Raw genomic sequence first — 16,689 nt, forward strand, 5'->3', positions numbered from 1 at the left:
GAAAATGGTGAATTCCATACCTTTTGTTTTGATGATCCCATTTTTAAAACACCTATAGCTTTTGAAATTGGTGAAAAGACTTATCGCGAATATCCAAAACCAAATTCAGCCGGTGCCGCGTCAGGGTTTTGGTTTTGCGATTTAATTTCTAACTCATAAAAAATGCCTCTATACTTAAACGTAACGTTTAAGTATAGAGGCATTTCAATTAGATATTAAAAAATTGTTTTACTGCTTGATCAGTTTATACAATCCGTTTTTATTTTGTGATGTTATTTTTACCAAATAAACACCTTGTTTTAAATTAGAAATATCGATAGTTTTTAAACGCGTATTTTTAAGTTGTTTTACTAACGTCCCTGTTATGTCGTACATTTCAATATCCATAACGTTACTAACACCTTTTATGCTAAAGAAATTAGAAGCTGGATTCGGATATACTTTCAATTCGGTTAGTTTATTATCTGCCATACTCAAACTAGCTTGATTAATAACCCCAATGGCATCTAAATCGAAACCACCAGAACCAAACGGTGTTGGATATGGATCGTTTATCATATTCCCATAAGAATCGTAAGTAGCAAACGCCGGATCAATAGTTCCAATAGCATCAATAACTTTTACGTGTGTAATTCTAGTTTTATCCAATAAAGGATTGTTAGGAATATCACTTAAATCGAAAGGTGTTCCAAAACCTGCACGGTATTTTCCTGCTAGATTATTGATATAAGTAGCATCAACAGCTCCAAAACCACCTACTTGTGTATCCGTTTGCGTTTGACTATGTGCTGGAAATCTGAAATAATTAACACCATCTGAACTTACTTCAACAAAAGCCAGTTCTAAAAAAGTATCACTAAATGAGTTTTCAAAAACAGCAAAATCATATCCAGATCCGTCAGTAATTGGTGTATCAAAGGTTAAAATAGCATCACCTCCATCACCTAAACTTATAATCGCGTTATTAGCAATACCTATAACATTAGACTCTACACCTACAGTAGCATAACCACTTCCTGAGTCAGAAATATTGATTAAACCTCTTGTTACATCGGCACCTGAAGCCCAATCTACAAATAATGCATCCTCTTGGGCAATAGCAGTCGTTTCTGATTGACCTGCTGGTGGAGGATAGATACCCAATGGCATGTTATATTTGTATACCCCATTAGGAATAATACCTACGGTATAAGAGTTCTGAAACGTTCCTGTTGTATTGTAAGTAACGACTTTACCATCATTAACATAATTTTCAGCATCCGATAAATAAAGCACATTGTCTAGAAGCGATAATCCGTAAGCTAAAACAACGCCTTCCGATGCTGTATTGATGAGTTCCGTACTTGGCAAACCCCCTGTAAAATCAAAATTATAGATATTATTATCTACCACATAATAGGCTTGACCATTATCAACTTGTAAAAAATTTGGATGTTCCCCTGTGGCAAAGTTATAAACATCCATTTCAGAAAAATCGCTTAAATCTATTCTATATAGTTTCCCTAACGTTTCCTCACCTGTCCATGCTTCCTTTCCACCGCAAAGCACATATAAATAATCATGATCAGCTACAATAGAATTTGGTACATCGGAAACCGTAATTTCTGAAACACTGTTATCGCTTAAATTGATTACTGAAACCGTATTTCCCTGACCATAACCACCTTGATGCGCTACAAATAATTGATTGTTTTGCTTTATAATTTCTTCTGGTCCTTCAACTACTGGAATGGTACTTGTTATTGTATTTGTTGTTAAATCCATTACCGCTATATAATCATCAGTAATGTCTGTAGGATCACCCCAATTGGTAATATATCCAAAACCGTTATCAAACACTATATAGCGTGGATTATCTAATCCCGTTGTAACGGTTGCAACATGGGCAAATGTTAGACGATCAATCACGTTTACTTCATGACTTCCGTTTGACACGATATAAGAATTACCGCCATCAAAGCCCATCCCTTGAGCTAACTGCCCAATTTCCATACCTGGATTTTCGGTTGCAAAAACATCATTACTAACCGTTCCTGAATTACTTATAAAAGAAACAGATGCTGTATCTGTACCAAACATGCCTTCATTTAAAACAAAAACACCATTATTGTAGCCGACTTGTGCAAAGCCGGAAAAGGTTAAAAAAGCAAAAATAGATGTTAATAAGAATAGATAATTTTTTTTCATTGTATTGCGTTTATTATTTAATTAGTTGTTGTTATAAAATCCGTTAGGAATAAGTTTTACATTATAGTTTTCCTGAAAATCTCCTTGTAAGTTGTATACTAATACATCACCGTTAGAAACAAAATCTTTAGCATCTGCTATATAAATAGTTTCATTAATAATAGTAAAACCATACAATACCCCTAAATTTTGAGTGCTTGTAGTAAATAAGGGAGTTGCAGGTAGCCTAAAATCATTCAAATCCACCTTGTAAACGTCTCTATTTAAAGTATATAAAAGTAAATTATTATTAATTTCTAAATAATCTGGATGAACACCATCTGCAAAAATAATTTGGTCGGTAACCTGGTTTGTTGCCATGTTTATTTTGTATAAACCGCCTAAAGTTTCAGCGCCTGTGTAATCTTCTTTTCCGGCGCAAATAACATATAAATCGTTATTATGAGTTACCATACTTCCTGGCATATCAGAAACATCAATACTAGCAGTAACTGTTTCATTAACCGCATCTAACACCGATATTGTATTCCCATAACCCCAGCCACCATAATGCGCCACGTATAAAGTTCCATTATTATTCAATATGCCATCTGGCCCTTCTGCAACTGGAATAGTACTAATTATAGCGTTGGTTTCTGTGTCCAAAACAGCTACATAATCATCCGTAGTATCTGCTGGATCGCCCCAATTGGTTATGAAACCTTTAGCACCATCAAAAGTCATATAACGTGGTGTTAAAATATCGTTTTCAATGGTTGTAATAAGCTCAAACGTATAGCGATTTACAACTTCAATAGTGTTGGAGTTGTTGACTAGTATATATGCTTTATCTCCATAAAACGCCATACTTTGCGCTACATCGCCTAATTTTCTACCATTAACGCCATAAAATACGTTGTTATATACTTGGCCAGAGTTGTCTATAAATGATACCGAAGCATTGGAGTACGTATAACCTCCTTCATTTAAAACAAATATACCGTTGGCATAATCGCCAGATGGTGGCGGATTGTCAATTATAATTTCACGGTCGTTACTCGTACAATTCTGCAGCAATAAAACCGCAGCGAACATGACAACTAATTTCACCTGTTTATTCATAATTTCAAATATTAAAGTTCAAATACATATTAAAATTTCTACCGGGCATAGGCCTGTTTTGCACACTTTCGTAGGATTCATTCCATAAATTAAGAACCTGTACACCTAGTATATATTTATTCGTTTTTTTACCAAGATTATATTCTATACCGAAATTAGCTACCATATAGCTATTAAGTATATGCTCTACAGCGTTATCCGTTGTAGTAAAAACCTCTCCGTTATTTATAAATTGATAATAGGTAGACAGCTTTTTAAAGCTATAACTAACTGCAGTTGTCAGTTTATGATACGGCACATAAATAAGTTGCTTATCTGTTTTTTCATTTTTTGAAACCGTGTAGGCATAGGTTGCCGATACATTTATAGTATGCGCTCCAATTTTTTTATTAGCAGACAATATGCCTTCAAGACCATAAATATTAACGTTCTCCGCATTTTCAGGTCGCCAAATACCGGCAACATCTGGTACCCATAATAATAAATCTTGGACTTTATTATAGTAACCGTTAATGGTTAACGAAGCATTTGGAATATGTAAAACGTTACTCATTTCACCTTGATAGGATAACTCTGGTTTTAAGTTCGGATTACCAAATCCTTCCCAGTATAGATCATTGTAAGTGGGGATTCTGAAGTTTTTTGAAGTATTTAATTTCAAACTATAAAAGTTGGTGATTTCGGCTTGAATTCCTGCTGAATATAAAAATGGGTTTTCATAATTAGCATTTAATTCTTGACGCAAGCTAATTTCATACATAAACCGTTTGCTTAATTTATGTTTTAAACCCAAAAAAACAGACCCTAAATCCCGGTTTTCATGTTGTATATCAGAACCTTCGCCATTATTATGGTTGTAATTAAAGCCACCGCTGAAAAGCATACGGCCTAATTCATAATCTAAATTGTATTTTACAAACAGACTACCCACATCACCATAGGTATTATAATCTCTAGCTATATTGGGATAATATCTATAGTTTTCAGTGATATAAGCAACTTTAGCATTAGACGTAAAATACGAGGATTTGGACACCCATTCCACCATACTTCGCGTATTAAAATCGTAGTATTTTGTTTCTAAAGCATTTGGCGTTGGAAGGGAGAAATTTCGTTTGCCATCATATAAATTAGTATAAAGATTAATGGCATTTTTCTTATCCAACTTAAAACCAAAAGTCGAACTGATATTCGTATTATTAAATTGACCGTTTTCATTGGTTCTGTTTGTTCCTAAATATTCGTAATCATTATCAGAACCTTGACGTGAAATACCTAATGAAAAGCTCGTGTTTTTCGTTGAATACCCCGTTTTATAGTCTAATCCGTAGGTGTTATAACTGCCGTATTTTAAAAAAAAATCATTTTCAAAACCTGCATTATACTTAATATTATTTTCCAAATAAATACTGCCGCCAATAGCATTACTACCATCCACAACGCCACCGCCACCAGACTTGACAACAACACGGTCAAATCCACGGGTATTAACAGTATTAAAATCTGTCTGACCCGTTGTTTGTGAATTTATATTAATGCCATTCCATAAAACCGCCGTTTGTTGTGCCGTTGTCCCCCTGAAACTAGGCGAAGAAACCATACCTAAACCATTTTCTTTTAAGTAAATAGTGGTATTATAATTTAAAAGACTGGTAAGTGATGTTTGGTTGCGTTTTAAAACACTATCATTTAAAACGGTTTGCGTTGTTGTATAAACCGAATCTTTTAATTTGATGTATTTCAAATTCACAGTATTCAATTCCGTAACCGGACTGACTTGCGCAAAAATTGCACAACAGAACAAAAATATCAACAATGTGAAAAATCGATTCATAATCAATGAGCCCTTTACCCGAAAGCTTTTATTTTTAAGGTTATAAAATTGGCAGGTCTCCTGACTTGTTTTATGCTATTAAACCTTCCCAGTAATAAAACCAGTGGTTATTGAAGTAATAACATCTCTAAATAGAGATACTCAATTGCGTTGAGTATAAACTTACAGTTGCGGGAACAGCTCTGGATTTTAACCAGATTCCCTTTTAATTGAAGCAATCGTGAACATTTTTAACAGGATTTAAATACCACTTAAAAACATGCTGATTTACTATCAAACCAAATTCACGGCAAAAGTAATTATTCTTTTCAGATTAGCACCATGAACCTTATTTTTTCTTGGTCATTTTATAAAGTAAATAAATAAATCCTGCTAAAAAATGAAAGATTACAACGCCAGCTACTATATATAATGTTACATTTGAACCGTCACGCATAGTTAAAAATTTTCTATAAATTTACGTGATTTTTAATTCTTCAAACGTTACAAATGTTACATAAAAAGATAGTTTTCATTACGCTTCTATTGAGTTTATTTTTCTGGAATTGTCAAGACAAAACCAAGCAAGAAATTAGCCTACCCAAAACCAGCAAATCATCTATAAAAATTGATTATGCCGCAGGTTTTGCCATTACAAATTATGAAAATTCCACACTACTAACCATTAACAATCCTTGGCCAGATTCTGATAAAAACTACCGTTATCTTTTGCTTACTAAAGCGCAGGCTGCTGTAAGCACATATAACAAAAGTGATTACGATGGCATAATTACTATTCCTGTTGAAAAAATGGTAGTTACATCAACAACCCATATTCCTGCATTGGAATTATTAGAGGTTGAAAACACCTTAATTGGATTTCCAGGAACCGATTATATTTCTTCCGAAAAAACGCGACAATTAATTGATTCGGGTGCTATTAGAGAACTCGGAAAAAATGAAGGCATTAATACCGAAGTATTATTGGAACTGAACCCAAATGTGGTGATTGGTTTTGGTATTGACGGCAATAATAAAAGTTTTGAAACCATCAGAAAATCAGGAATTCCTGTTATTTACAATGGTGATTGGGTAGAAACTTCGCCATTAGCAAAAGCAGAATGGGTTAAATTTTTTGGAGCACTTTATAATAAAAGCAACCAAGCGGAATCTATTTTTAAAGCGATTGAAACCGATTATTTAGAAGCTAAAAGTTTAGCTGAAAATGCCAGCAGCAAACCTAGGGTTTTAAGTGGTGCCATGCATAAAGACATTTGGTATTTGCCAAGCGGAACAAGTCCAGAAGCGCAACTTTTAAAAGATGCCAACGTAGATTATTTATGGGCAAATTCGGAAAGCAAAGGAAGCCTAGCTTTAAATTTTGAAGTGGTATTTAATAAAGCCAAAGATGCAGATATCTGGATTAGCCCTTCCTACTATAATTCATTGGAAGCTTTAGAAAAAGCTAATTCACACTACACCCAATTTGATGCTTTCAAAAATAAAAACATGTATTCTTTTGTTAATACTGCTGGTAAAACAGGCGGTGTTACCTATTATGAAATAGGAACGGCCAGACCTGATTTGGTATTGAAGGACTTGGTAAAAATAGCACATCCTGAATTACTTGAAAATTATGAACTACAGTTTTTTAAACGCCTAGAATAAACCGATATTTGCACGAATCCGTTTTATGCATACCAACTATACATACGCTTTTATTACCCTCATAATCCTGCTGGTAATTTGCATTTTAGCAAATATTAGTTTGGGTTCGGTATCTATTCCCATATCGGCAATTTTTGAAAGTTTTGTTGGCACTTTAGACCACGAATCTTGGTCCTATATTATTAAAGACTACCGCTTACCAAAAGCACTGACAGCGGTTTTAGTCGGTTCTGGATTAGGTATTTCTGGATTATTAATGCAAACCTTATTTAGAAACCCATTGGCTGGTCCGTTTGTTTTGGGTATCAGTTCCGGCGCTAGTTTGGGTGTGGCACTCGTTATTTTAGGAGCTGGAGTTTTTGGTGGCGCATTTGCCACAATTTTTGTATCCAAATGGAGTATTATTATTGCGGCTAGTTTAGGGAGTTTTCTCGTGCTCTCAGCAGTTTTAGTGGTGTCTTCAAAAGTACGAGATACCATGGCTATCCTCATTATAGGACTTATGTTTGGCAGCATTACTGCTGCTGTGGTTAGTGTCCTCTCCTACTTTAGTAGCGCAGAACAACTTCAGCAATATATTTTCTGGGGATTTGGAAGTTTAGGAAACCTATCATGGCAAGAATTGGGTATTTTCTTTATCGTTTATAGCCTCGGCATGCTGTTGACAATTTTCTCAATCAAAGGTTTAAATTCACTTTTATTAGGTGAAAATTATGCGAAAAGTCTTGGATTAAACATCAAGCAAACGCGACTTATTATTATTATTGCTACTAGTTTATTAGCGGGAACCATAACCGCTTTTGCTGGACCTATTGCTTTTATTGGTTTAGCTATTCCTCATATTACACGTCAAATTTTTACAACATCTAATCATAAAATATTAATTCCAGCCGTGTTTTTATTTGGCGCCATTATCATGCTTATTTGCGATAGTATTGCGCAATTACCAACTAGTGATTATACCTTGCCAATTAACGCAATTACGTCATTAATGGGAGCTCCTGTGGTTATTTGGTTGTTAGTTCGTAAACGTAAAATGTTATTTTAATAATAAAGAATATAGAAAGTGACTAAAAGCAACCCACATACTATTCTTAAAACGGAAAACCTCACCATTGGTTACGCTTCCAAGAAAGCAAACACCATTGTGACTTCCAATATTAATATGGCTTTAAAAAAAGGGCAGTTAATTGGTTTAGTTGGTGCTAATGGTATTGGTAAATCCACACTTTTACGAACGCTTACTCATGTGCAAGATAAATTATCAGGAACGGTTTTTCTAAATGAAAAAAATCTAGAAACCTATACAAATGCTGATTTAGCTAAAACCATGAGTTTGGTATTAACTGAAAAAATTGCTTCTAAAAATCTATCTGTTTTTGAATTGGTGGCTTTAGGCCGACAACCGTATACCAATTGGGTTGGGAATTTATCTGCAAATGATTTGGAAGTTGTTAATCGGGCTTTAAACCAAACCAATATTGAAGCATTAAAAGATAAAAAGTGCTTTGAATTAAGTGATGGTCAATTACAAAAAGTCATGATTGCACGTGCTTTGGCTCAAGATACCGATTTAATTATTCTGGATGAACCAACGACGCATTTGGATATGTATCACAAAGCTTACATATTAAAATTACTTCAAAAGTTGGTTAAAGAAACCCATAAAACCATTCTGTTTTCTTCGCATGAAATAGATTTGGCTATTCAATTGTGTGACACTATGGTGGTCATGACAAACAATACGGTTATAACCGATACGCCTTGCAACCTGATTTCTGAAGGTGTTTTTGAAACCCTTTTTCCTAAAGATTTAATTGCTTTTGATAAAAAATCGGGAAGCTTTCGGGTTCGAAAATAATTGGATCAATCCGTATTTCATTTTTATTGTTTTTGTGCTGTAAGTTCATCTTAAGAATTCTTCACGTTCCAATTAAAAAAAATTATCTTTGGTGAAATTCTCTTTTTAAAAATGATTGACAGCCTTATTCTCATTATTGCTATTATTTTTTCGGGTGCTATTGGCGCCTATATTGGTCTGACTATTTCCAAACTAAAAAACAAAAGTGACACAAGTACTCTTGAGGAGCGAAACACTAATTTGCAACAACAGCTATCTAATTTAAAGGTTTCTTTTGATGAAGAAACTCAAAAACAACAATCCTATTTTAATCAACAAACAACGGATTTAAAAGAACTCCTATCCAAAATTGAAATTGATAGAGATGACATTAGAAAGGAAAAAGAACTTCTAAATTCAGAATTAGCACGACGTAATTCAGAATACGAAAACCTGGAACAACAACTTTTAAAACGCGATGAAGAATTAGAACTTCGCCAAGAACAATTACGTAAGGATTTTGAGCTATTAGCTACTAAAATTTTAGACGAAAAAACAGAGAAGTTTACCCTTCAGAATAAAGAGAACATTAAAAATATTTTAAACCCGCTTCAAGAAAAAATTCAAATTTTCGAGAAAAAAGTAGACGATACACAAAAGGAAAGTATCAGCATGCATTCGGCTTTAAAAGAACAATTGTTGGGTTTAAAAGATTTAAATCAGCAAATGACTATTGAAGCTACAAATCTAACTAGAGCTTTAAAAGGGGATAGTAAAATGCAAGGAAATTGGGGCGAATTAGTTTTAGAACGCGTTTTAGAAAAATCTGGTTTAGAAAAAGATAGAGAGTATTTTGTTCAGCAAAACTTTACAAGGGAAGATGGTACCAGAGTGCTTCCGGATATTGTATTGCATTTACCGGATAATAAAAAAATGATTATTGACAGTAAGGTGTCATTAACAGATTACGAACGCTATGTAAACGCTGAAGATGATGAACGTGAAATTTATCTTAAAGCGCATATAAATTCTATTAGAAAGCACGTAGACCAACTTTCTGAAAAGAAATATGAAGATTTATACGATATAGAAAGTCCTGATTTTGTATTGCTTTTTATTCCGATAGAACCGGCTTTTGCGGTAGCCATTAATGCAGACAATTCCATTTACAATAAGGCATTCGAGAAAAATATAGTTATTGTTACACCTTCTACCCTTTTAGCTACTTTACGAACGGTAGATAGTATGTGGAATAACGAAAAACAACAACAAAACGCCATTGAAATTGCCAGGCAAGCTGGTGCTTTATATGATAAATTTGAAGGTTTAGTAAAAGACCTAACAGGTGTAGGAAAGAAAATTGACGATGCTAAAAAAGACTATTCATCGGCCATGAATAAGCTCGTGGAAGGAAAAGGAAACCTTATTACCAGTGTAGAAAAAATTAAAAAATTAGGTGCTAAAGCTAAAAAAGCATTACCCGAAGCTATTTTAAAAAGAGCAAAACTGTCTGCTGATGACGACGAATAACAAACAAATTATACGATGAAAAATATAGTAACTAAATTAATAATTGCTTTAGTCCTAGTCATAGTTGGTTATGGCTGTTTTATTTATTTTGCCACATATAGTGAAGGTATTCGCGCCGGCGAACTGGTGAAATTTAGTAGTAAAGGCGTTATTATAAAAACTTGGGAAGGCGAAATAAGTCAAGGTGTTTCAGAAGCCCAATTGTTTGAATTCTCTGTGGAAGATAACGAGGAGCAAGTCATAAAGGACTTAACAGAAATGCAAGGTAAATATGTAAAATTACATTATTTTGAACGGTATAAAACCCTATTTTGGTTAGGTGACACCAAATATTTTATTACCAAAGTAGTATTGGATAAAGAACGCAATAACAGGCGCTATTAATATGAAGAAACCTTATAAAACTGTAGAATGTTCGCGTATTAGCATTGCAGAATTAATGCAGCCATCGCATTCTAATTTTGGTGGTAAAATTCATGGTGGTTATATGTTGAGCCTAATGGATCAAATTGCATATGCCTGCGCTTCCAAACATTCAGAAAACTATTGTGTAACTGCTTCTGTGGATACCGTAAATTTTTTAGAACCGGTGGAAATTGGTGAGCTTGTTACCATGAAATCTTCTATTAATTATGTAGGAAAAACATCTATGGTTGTTGGAATTCGTGTGGAAGCGGAGAATATTAGAACAGGACATGTTAAACATTGTAACTCATCCTATTTTACCATGGTTGCCAAAGATGATGAGGGAAAATCGTCGCCGGTTCCTGGACTCATTTTATCTTCTTTAGAAGAAGTAAGGCGATTTTTAAAGGCTATTGAACGTAATAAAACCAAGAAAAATAGGCTTATTGAGTTTAATAGTACCGATTTTGTTTTAGAAAATTATTTGGAAGAATTAGCCGATTACAATATTAAAATTGACCTATAATCTTAGTTATATAGCCCAAACACCCTTTCTAAATTTGTTTTGATTACCAAGTATTTGGATATTTCAATTAAATATTCGATATTTGATTATTCCTTTTAAAAGGAATATATTAAATTATTCCTTAATTATGGAATATTTTAAATTATTCATAAATAAAGGCATACAATTACAATATCAACAAATATGACTAGCGTTATTACAGGCGACATAATAAACTCTAAAAACGTCAAACCAGCTATTTGGTTGCCGCAGCTCAAGGATGCGCTAACCTTTTTAGAGTCTGACACGCGCTTATGGGAAATATACAGAGGTGATAGCTTTCAAATAGAACTAAAAAACCCTCAAAACGGCTTTTTACATGCTGTTTATATCAAAGCTTGTGTTAAAATGATAAAAGGCTTAGATGTACGCATAGCAATAGGAATTGGTACTAAAACATATCAAGGTGACACCGTAACCGAATCAAATGGAGAAGCCTTTCAATTTTCTGGTGAAACATTAGAAAACCTAAAAAAGGATAAGATTAATTTAAAGCTAAAAACCCCGGATCCTATTTTAAATAGAGACCTAAATTTATACTTTAAATTAGCCTTGATGAGCATGGATAATTGGACCGTAAATTCTGCCGAAATTATAAAAACACAGATTGAAAATCCCCATAAGATTCAAAGTGAAATTGCACAACTAATTGGTATTAATCAAGAAGCCGTAAGCAAACGAATGAAACGCGCTAATCTTGAAGAAATATTAGAACTGAACAACTTGTATATCATTAAAATAAGTAACTTGTAGGATGATTTTATTGATAAAACTTGTTTTAGCACATTTAATTGGAGATTTTATCCTTCAACCAAAATCTTGGGTAAAAAGTAAGGAAAAGAGAAAACTAAAATCGCCTAAACTCTACTTACATGTTGCCATTCATATGGCGTTGTTATTTATTCTCGTTTGGGATGTATCCTATTGGCCATTACTACTAATTATTACAGTATTGCATTTTATTATAGATGCTATCAAACTGTTTTTTCAAAATAAAAAAACCAAACGTCAATGGTTTTTTATTGATCAGCTGTTACACCTCATCAGTATTTTTGCTGCTTATTTCATCTACACAAATACATGGTTTACAACTTCTGAAATACCTACTGAATCTGCTCTACTTCTACTTACCTGTTTGCTGTTTTTAACCAAACCTGTTTCTATAATCATGCAGGCTATTTTTAGCAAATGGAATATAGAGAAACTCACCAAGGGCAACGAATCATTAAAGGATGCAGGCAAATATATAGGAATTCTTGAGCGTCTTCTGGTATTCATATTTATTGTTATGAATCATTGGGAAGCTGTAGGTTTTTTAATTACCGCAAAGTCCGTTTTTAGATTTGGTGATTTAAAAGAAAGTAAACACCGAAAACTCACGGAATACATTTTAATTGGCACGCTTATTAGCTTCGGAATTGCCATCATTACCGGTATCATATTTCAAATACTAGTATAAAAAAACCACCAGATAAATCTAGTGGTTGTATATATTATATAAAAATTAAGTTACTGCTTTACAAAGCGCTTTGAAATAGTTTCTTTAGCATTTGAAATTCGCACTAAATAAACACCACTATTCCACTGACTCACATTTATGGATGTATTTATAGCATTAATACGACCTTGATACACACGAGATCCTAAAATATTATAAACTTCAACTTTAGAAAAACTATTGGATGCAGGCACACGGATGTTTAGTTTAGACTTACTTGGGTTTGGATATATAGTAAAACCCAATTCCTTTGTAACATTAGAACGACTTAATGTTGTAGAGGCTGTAATATTATCAACACGTAATGTAGCTGCAATTACTTCACCTTTCCAATTGTCAATTGAAGAATGACTTAAAATACGCATGGTTAACACATCTCCTAACACATCTGCAACAGAAGCAGGTCCTTGAACAACCGTAAAATCTGAAACATCTAGAGACAAAGCAACACTTGTCCAACCTGTACCAGCACCAAGAAACACAGGGTTTGTAGAAACCATTCGTGTACCCATAGGTCCTTGAAACGCTAAACGTAAATTTAAATCGTTTGATAACGCTTGCGCTTGAAATTGAATTTCGACAATTCCTTCCGAAATAAAATTACCAGACCATTGCGAAAAAGAGTTAAAAAACACCATTCTACCTCCTGCTCCATTACCACCGTTAGATGTGTATTCTAAAAAATTATCATCAACACCGTTTGGTCCACCAGTGGTAATGTTTTCTGGTGCTCCAGAAGTAGTTCCAATAATCCAATTCTGAACGGTTCCATCCTCAAAATCATCTACTTGCCCCGCAGATACTTGAGCGAATGTCCAAAAAGAGACGGTTAAAAAAGGTATAAGAAGTAGTTTTCTAATCATAATAGGCTATTTACAAAACAAAAGTAACGCTTTTTTGAAAATAAATTACAAAAAAGCGTTACTAATAGGCACTAAAATTCTAGTAATTACTTGCTTAAGTACATTTTACGTCTTGCATATAGGTTGTAAAATTGATCGTCTTTCAAGCTATCGATAAACAAAATACTTTCACCTGTACTCTTCATTTCTGGCCCAAGCTTTTTATTAACATTTGGAAATTTATTGAAAGAGAACACAGGCTGTTTAATAGCGTAGCCTTCCAACTTTGGATTAAAGTTGAAATCGGTAACTTTCTTTTGGCCTAACATAACTTTTGTTGCGTAATTTACATAGGGTTCACCATAGGCTTTTGCAATAAAAGGAACTGTTCTGGATGCTCTTGGATTGGCCTCAATAATATATACCACATCGTCCTTAATGGCGAATTGTACATTTATTAATCCTACCGTATTTAAGGCTAATGCAATTTTTTTAGTATGATCTTTTATTTGTTGCAACACCAAATCACCTAAATTAAAAGGTGGCAGCACACCATTACTATCACCCGAGTGGATTCCACAAGGCTCAATGTGCTCCATAATTCCAATAATGTATACGTTTTCACCATCGCAAATAGCATCGGCTTCCGCCTCAATAGCACCATCTAAATAATGATCCAGTAACAATTTATTATCAGGCATTTGGCGTAATAAATCTACCACATGCTCTTCTAGTTCTTTTTTATTAATGACAATTTTCATGCCTTGACCACCTAAAACATAGGACGGTCTAACTAATATTGGAAAATCCAAAACATCTGCAATTGCTAAAGCTTCATCAGCATTTGTTGCCACATCAAATTCTGGGTAGGGAATATTATTTTCTTTTAAAATAGTTGAAAAACTTCCTCTATCTTCAGCTAAATCTAGAGATTTGTAGGTTGTTCCAATAATTTTAATACCGTAGCGGTCTAATTTTTCTGCTAATTTTAAAGCTGTTTGTCCCCCCAATTGTACAATAACCCCTTCTGGTTTTTCATGACGAATAATATCGTAGATATGTTCCCAGAAAACAGGTTCAAAGTATAGCTTATCAGAAATATCAAAATCAGTTGAAACTGTTTCCGGATTACAGTTAATCATTATGGTTTCGTAACCACATTCCGCAGCTGCTAAAACACCATGAACACAACAGTAATCGAATTCAATACCTTGACCAATTCGGTTAGGTCCAGATCCTAAAACTATAATTTTCTTTTTATCTGTAACGACACTTTCGTTAGAGGATGCTATGTTGCCATTTTCTAACTCTACTTCATTTTCAAAAGTGGAATAGTAATAAGGCGTCTGTGCTTTAAATTCGGCAGCACACGTATCAACTAATTTATAAACACGTTTAATTTTAAATTCTTCTCTCTTTGTATAAACTTGACTTTCCAAACATTTTAACATGTGGGCTATTTGTCGATCACCATATCCTTTTTGCTTGGCTTCTAATAGCAAATCACGTTCAATAGTATCAATAGAGAAGTTAGAAATTTCTTTCTCCAAATGATGTAATTCTTCATATTGTTTTAAGAACCACATATCAATTTTTGTAATTTCATGTATACGACTTAATGGAATACCCATTTGAATGGCATCATAAATAACAAAAACACGATCCCAACTTGCATTGGTTAGCTTTTCAATAATTTGATCGTAATTTTTATAACCTTTTCCGTCTGCTCCTAAACCGTTACGTTTAATTTCAAGCGATTGTGTTGCTTTATGCAAAGCTTCCTGGAATGAACGACCAATTGCCATAACCTCACCCACTGATTTCATTTGAAGTCCTAATGTTCTATCAGACCCTTCAAACTTATCAAAATTCCATCGTGGAATTTTCACGACTACATAATCCAAGGTCGGCTCAAATAAAGCGGAAGTAGACCCGGTGATTTGATTGGTTAATTCATCTAAATTATAACCAATGGCTAATTTGGATGCTACTTTAGCAATTGGATAGCCTGTAGCCTTACTCGCTAATGCTGAAGAACGAGATACACGTGGGTTAATTTCAATAGCAATAATATCTTCATTGTTATCTGGACTTACCGCAAACTGCACATTACAACCACCTGCAAAGTCGCCAATACTACGCATCATATGGATAGCCATATCACGCATGCGTTGGAAGGTTTTGTCGGACAATGTCATTGCTGGTGCAACCGTAATAGAATCGCCCGTATGGATTCCCATAGGATCCATATTTTCAATGGTACAAATAATAACAACGTTATCATTTCTATCGCGTAATAACTCTAATTCATATTCTTTCCATCCTAAAAGTGCTTTATCAATCATTACCTCATGAATTGGAGAAATTTCCAATCCGCGAGTTAATAATTCATCAAAATCTTCTTCTTTATAAACAATGGAAGCTCCTGCTCCACCAAGTGTGTAGGACGCCCTAATTACTAAAGGAAAACCAAATTCTTGAGCAATTTCCTTACCTTTTAAGTAAGAGGTTGCTGTAGCTTGAGGCGCCATTGGAACTCCAATTTCTAACATAAGTTCACGAAATTTCTCACGATCTTCGGTTATGTTAATAGCTTCAATATCTACACCTATTAATTTAACATTGAAATCATCCCATATTCCTTTTTCATCTGCTTCAATCGCTAAATTTAATGCCGTTTGTCCACCCATTGTTGGTAGAACAGCATCAATTTGTGGATGTTCATTTAGAATTTTAATGATGGATTTCGTGGTAAGCGGCAACAGGTAAACATGATCTGCCATGGAAGGATCTGTCATGATGGTTGCGGGATTAGAATTGATTAGAATAGTTTCAATTCCGTCTTCTCTTAATGATCGTAATGCTTGGGTTCCTGAATAATCAAATTCGCAAGCTTGACCAATAACTATGGGTCCTGAACCTATAAGCAGAACAGATTTTATGTTTTTGTTTTTAGGCATGTTGAAATATTTTGTGCAAAAGTAGTTAACGAATGGGTATAAAAAAAGGCGTTACCAATTTGGAACACCTTTATATATTAACAATTGTTAATTCATTATTTTTTATGTCTTAACTCAGAAGATACAGATATTTTCTTTCTACCTTTAGCTCTTCTACGAGCAAGGACTTTTCTTCCATTAGCACTAGCCATTCTTTCTCTGAAACCATGCTTGTTTTTTCTTTTTCTTTTTGACGGCTGAAATGTTCTTTTACTCATTACTTATATCTTTAAAGTCTTCT

General features: G+C 34.0%; 14 protein-coding genes and 1 riboswitch. Of the genes, 8 read left to right on the forward strand and 6 right to left on the reverse strand.

Going from position 1 to position 16,689, the window contains the following annotated elements; all coding sequences use genetic code 11:
* Positions 1-228: 228 nt before the first annotated feature.
* The 3 genes from ACN0QX_RS05745 to ACN0QX_RS05755 are packed head-to-tail and all read right to left on the reverse strand — an operon-like array spanning position 229 to position 5,038.
* Positions 229-2,187: a DUF5074 domain-containing protein gene (locus tag ACN0QX_RS05745; protein WP_248400411.1), complete on the reverse strand. Its 1,959-nt coding sequence runs from the start codon at positions 2,185-2,187 to the stop codon at positions 229-231.
* A 21-nt stretch (positions 2,188-2,208) separates the two neighbouring features.
* Complete coding sequence (locus tag ACN0QX_RS05750) at positions 2,209-3,288, reverse strand: YncE family protein (RefSeq protein ID WP_248400412.1); 1,080 nt, start codon at positions 3,286-3,288, stop codon at positions 2,209-2,211.
* 4 nt (positions 3,289-3,292) lie between these two features.
* Positions 3,293-5,038, reverse strand: coding sequence for a TonB-dependent receptor plug domain-containing protein (locus ACN0QX_RS05755; RefSeq protein WP_248400414.1), 1,746 nt, complete (start codon positions 5,036-5,038; stop codon positions 3,293-3,295).
* A gap of 116 nt (positions 5,039-5,154) precedes the next feature.
* Positions 5,155-5,389, reverse strand: a riboswitch (cobalamin riboswitch).
* Positions 5,390-5,611: 222 nt separating this feature from the next.
* On the opposite strand from ACN0QX_RS05755, the gene ACN0QX_RS05760 reads away from it, so the two are divergent.
* The 8 genes from ACN0QX_RS05760 to ACN0QX_RS05795 all read left to right on the forward strand — a co-directional run bounded on the left by ACN0QX_RS05760 (position 5,612) and on the right by ACN0QX_RS05795 (position 12,568).
* A complete protein-coding gene (locus tag ACN0QX_RS05760; protein WP_248400416.1) occupies positions 5,612-6,769 on the forward strand; it encodes an ABC transporter substrate-binding protein in 1,158 nt (385 codons plus the stop codon).
* Between the two features lie 25 nt (positions 6,770-6,794).
* Positions 6,795-7,817, forward strand: a complete 1,023-nt coding sequence (locus ACN0QX_RS05765) for a FecCD family ABC transporter permease (protein WP_248400417.1) — start codon at positions 6,795-6,797, stop codon at positions 7,815-7,817.
* An 18-nt stretch (positions 7,818-7,835) separates the two neighbouring features.
* Complete coding sequence (locus tag ACN0QX_RS05770; RefSeq protein WP_248400418.1) at positions 7,836-8,630, forward strand: ABC transporter ATP-binding protein; 795 nt, start codon at positions 7,836-7,838, stop codon at positions 8,628-8,630.
* A 111-nt stretch (positions 8,631-8,741) separates the two neighbouring features.
* Positions 8,742-10,139, forward strand: coding sequence for a DNA recombination protein RmuC (gene rmuC, locus ACN0QX_RS05775; RefSeq protein ID WP_248400419.1), 1,398 nt, complete (start codon positions 8,742-8,744; stop codon positions 10,137-10,139).
* 15 nt (positions 10,140-10,154) lie between these two features.
* Positions 10,155-10,523 (forward strand): 6-phosphogluconate dehydrogenase, encoded by a 369-nt coding sequence (locus ACN0QX_RS05780; protein WP_248400421.1) that lies wholly within the window; start codon positions 10,155-10,157, stop codon positions 10,521-10,523.
* A 1-nt stretch (position 10,524) separates the two neighbouring features.
* The gene (locus ACN0QX_RS05785; protein ID WP_248400422.1) at positions 10,525-11,070 is read left to right on the forward strand and encodes an acyl-CoA thioesterase; all 546 of its coding nucleotides are present in this window, start codon (positions 10,525-10,527) and stop codon (positions 11,068-11,070) included.
* A gap of 183 nt (positions 11,071-11,253) precedes the next feature.
* The gene (locus ACN0QX_RS05790; protein ID WP_417195847.1) at positions 11,254-11,862 is read left to right on the forward strand and encodes a transcriptional regulator; all 609 of its coding nucleotides are present in this window, start codon (positions 11,254-11,256) and stop codon (positions 11,860-11,862) included.
* 1 nt (position 11,863) lies between these two features.
* Entirely contained in the window at positions 11,864-12,568 is a 705-nt protein-coding gene (locus ACN0QX_RS05795) for a DUF3307 domain-containing protein (protein WP_417195848.1), read from the forward strand.
* Positions 12,569-12,618: 50 nt separating this feature from the next.
* Here ACN0QX_RS05795 and ACN0QX_RS05800 read toward each other — a convergent pair whose 3' ends face one another.
* The 3 genes from ACN0QX_RS05800 to rpmH form a co-directional block, all read right to left on the reverse strand.
* Positions 12,619-13,470 (reverse strand): T9SS type A sorting domain-containing protein, encoded by an 852-nt coding sequence (locus ACN0QX_RS05800; RefSeq protein WP_417195849.1) that lies wholly within the window; start codon positions 13,468-13,470, stop codon positions 12,619-12,621.
* 86 nt (positions 13,471-13,556) lie between these two features.
* Positions 13,557-16,409: a carbamoyl-phosphate synthase large subunit gene (gene carB, locus ACN0QX_RS05805; protein ID WP_417195850.1), complete on the reverse strand. Its 2,853-nt coding sequence runs from the start codon at positions 16,407-16,409 to the stop codon at positions 13,557-13,559.
* A gap of 95 nt (positions 16,410-16,504) precedes the next feature.
* Positions 16,505-16,666: a 50S ribosomal protein L34 gene (gene rpmH / locus ACN0QX_RS05810; RefSeq protein ID WP_066252696.1), complete on the reverse strand. Its 162-nt coding sequence runs from the start codon at positions 16,664-16,666 to the stop codon at positions 16,505-16,507.
* Between the last annotated feature and the right edge of the window lie 23 nt (positions 16,667-16,689).

Origin of the sequence: Bizionia sp. (genome assembly GCF_048259285.1) — a bacterium.
Taxonomy (GTDB): Bacteria; Bacteroidota; Bacteroidia; order Flavobacteriales; family Flavobacteriaceae; genus Algorimicrobium; species Algorimicrobium hallyeonense.

Coding starts and splice junctions, on each gene's coding strand:
- ACN0QX_RS05745 (WP_248400411.1), bottom strand. CDS start 2,187: ATGAAAAAAAATTATCTATTCTTATTAACATCTATTTTTGCTTTTTTA.
- ACN0QX_RS05750 (WP_248400412.1), bottom strand. CDS start 3,288: ATGAATAAACAGGTGAAATTAGTTGTCATGTTCGCTGCGGTTTTATTG.
- ACN0QX_RS05785 (WP_248400422.1), top strand. CDS start 10,525: ATGAAGAAACCTTATAAAACTGTAGAATGTTCGCGTATTAGCATTGCA.
- carB (WP_417195850.1), bottom strand. CDS start 16,409: ATGCCTAAAAACAAAAACATAAAATCTGTTCTGCTTATAGGTTCAGGA.
- rmuC (WP_248400419.1), top strand. CDS start 8,742: ATGATTGACAGCCTTATTCTCATTATTGCTATTATTTTTTCGGGTGCT.
- ACN0QX_RS05780 (WP_248400421.1), top strand. CDS start 10,155: ATGAAAAATATAGTAACTAAATTAATAATTGCTTTAGTCCTAGTCATA.
- ACN0QX_RS05795 (WP_417195848.1), top strand. CDS start 11,864: ATGATTTTATTGATAAAACTTGTTTTAGCACATTTAATTGGAGATTTT.
- ACN0QX_RS05800 (WP_417195849.1), bottom strand. CDS start 13,470: ATGATTAGAAAACTACTTCTTATACCTTTTTTAACCGTCTCTTTTTGG.
- ACN0QX_RS05790 (WP_417195847.1), top strand. CDS start 11,254: ATGACTAGCGTTATTACAGGCGACATAATAAACTCTAAAAACGTCAAA.
- ACN0QX_RS05765 (WP_248400417.1), top strand. CDS start 6,795: ATGCATACCAACTATACATACGCTTTTATTACCCTCATAATCCTGCTG.
- ACN0QX_RS05760 (WP_248400416.1), top strand. CDS start 5,612: ATGTTACATAAAAAGATAGTTTTCATTACGCTTCTATTGAGTTTATTT.
- rpmH (WP_066252696.1), bottom strand. CDS start 16,666: ATGAGTAAAAGAACATTTCAGCCGTCAAAAAGAAAAAGAAAAAACAAG.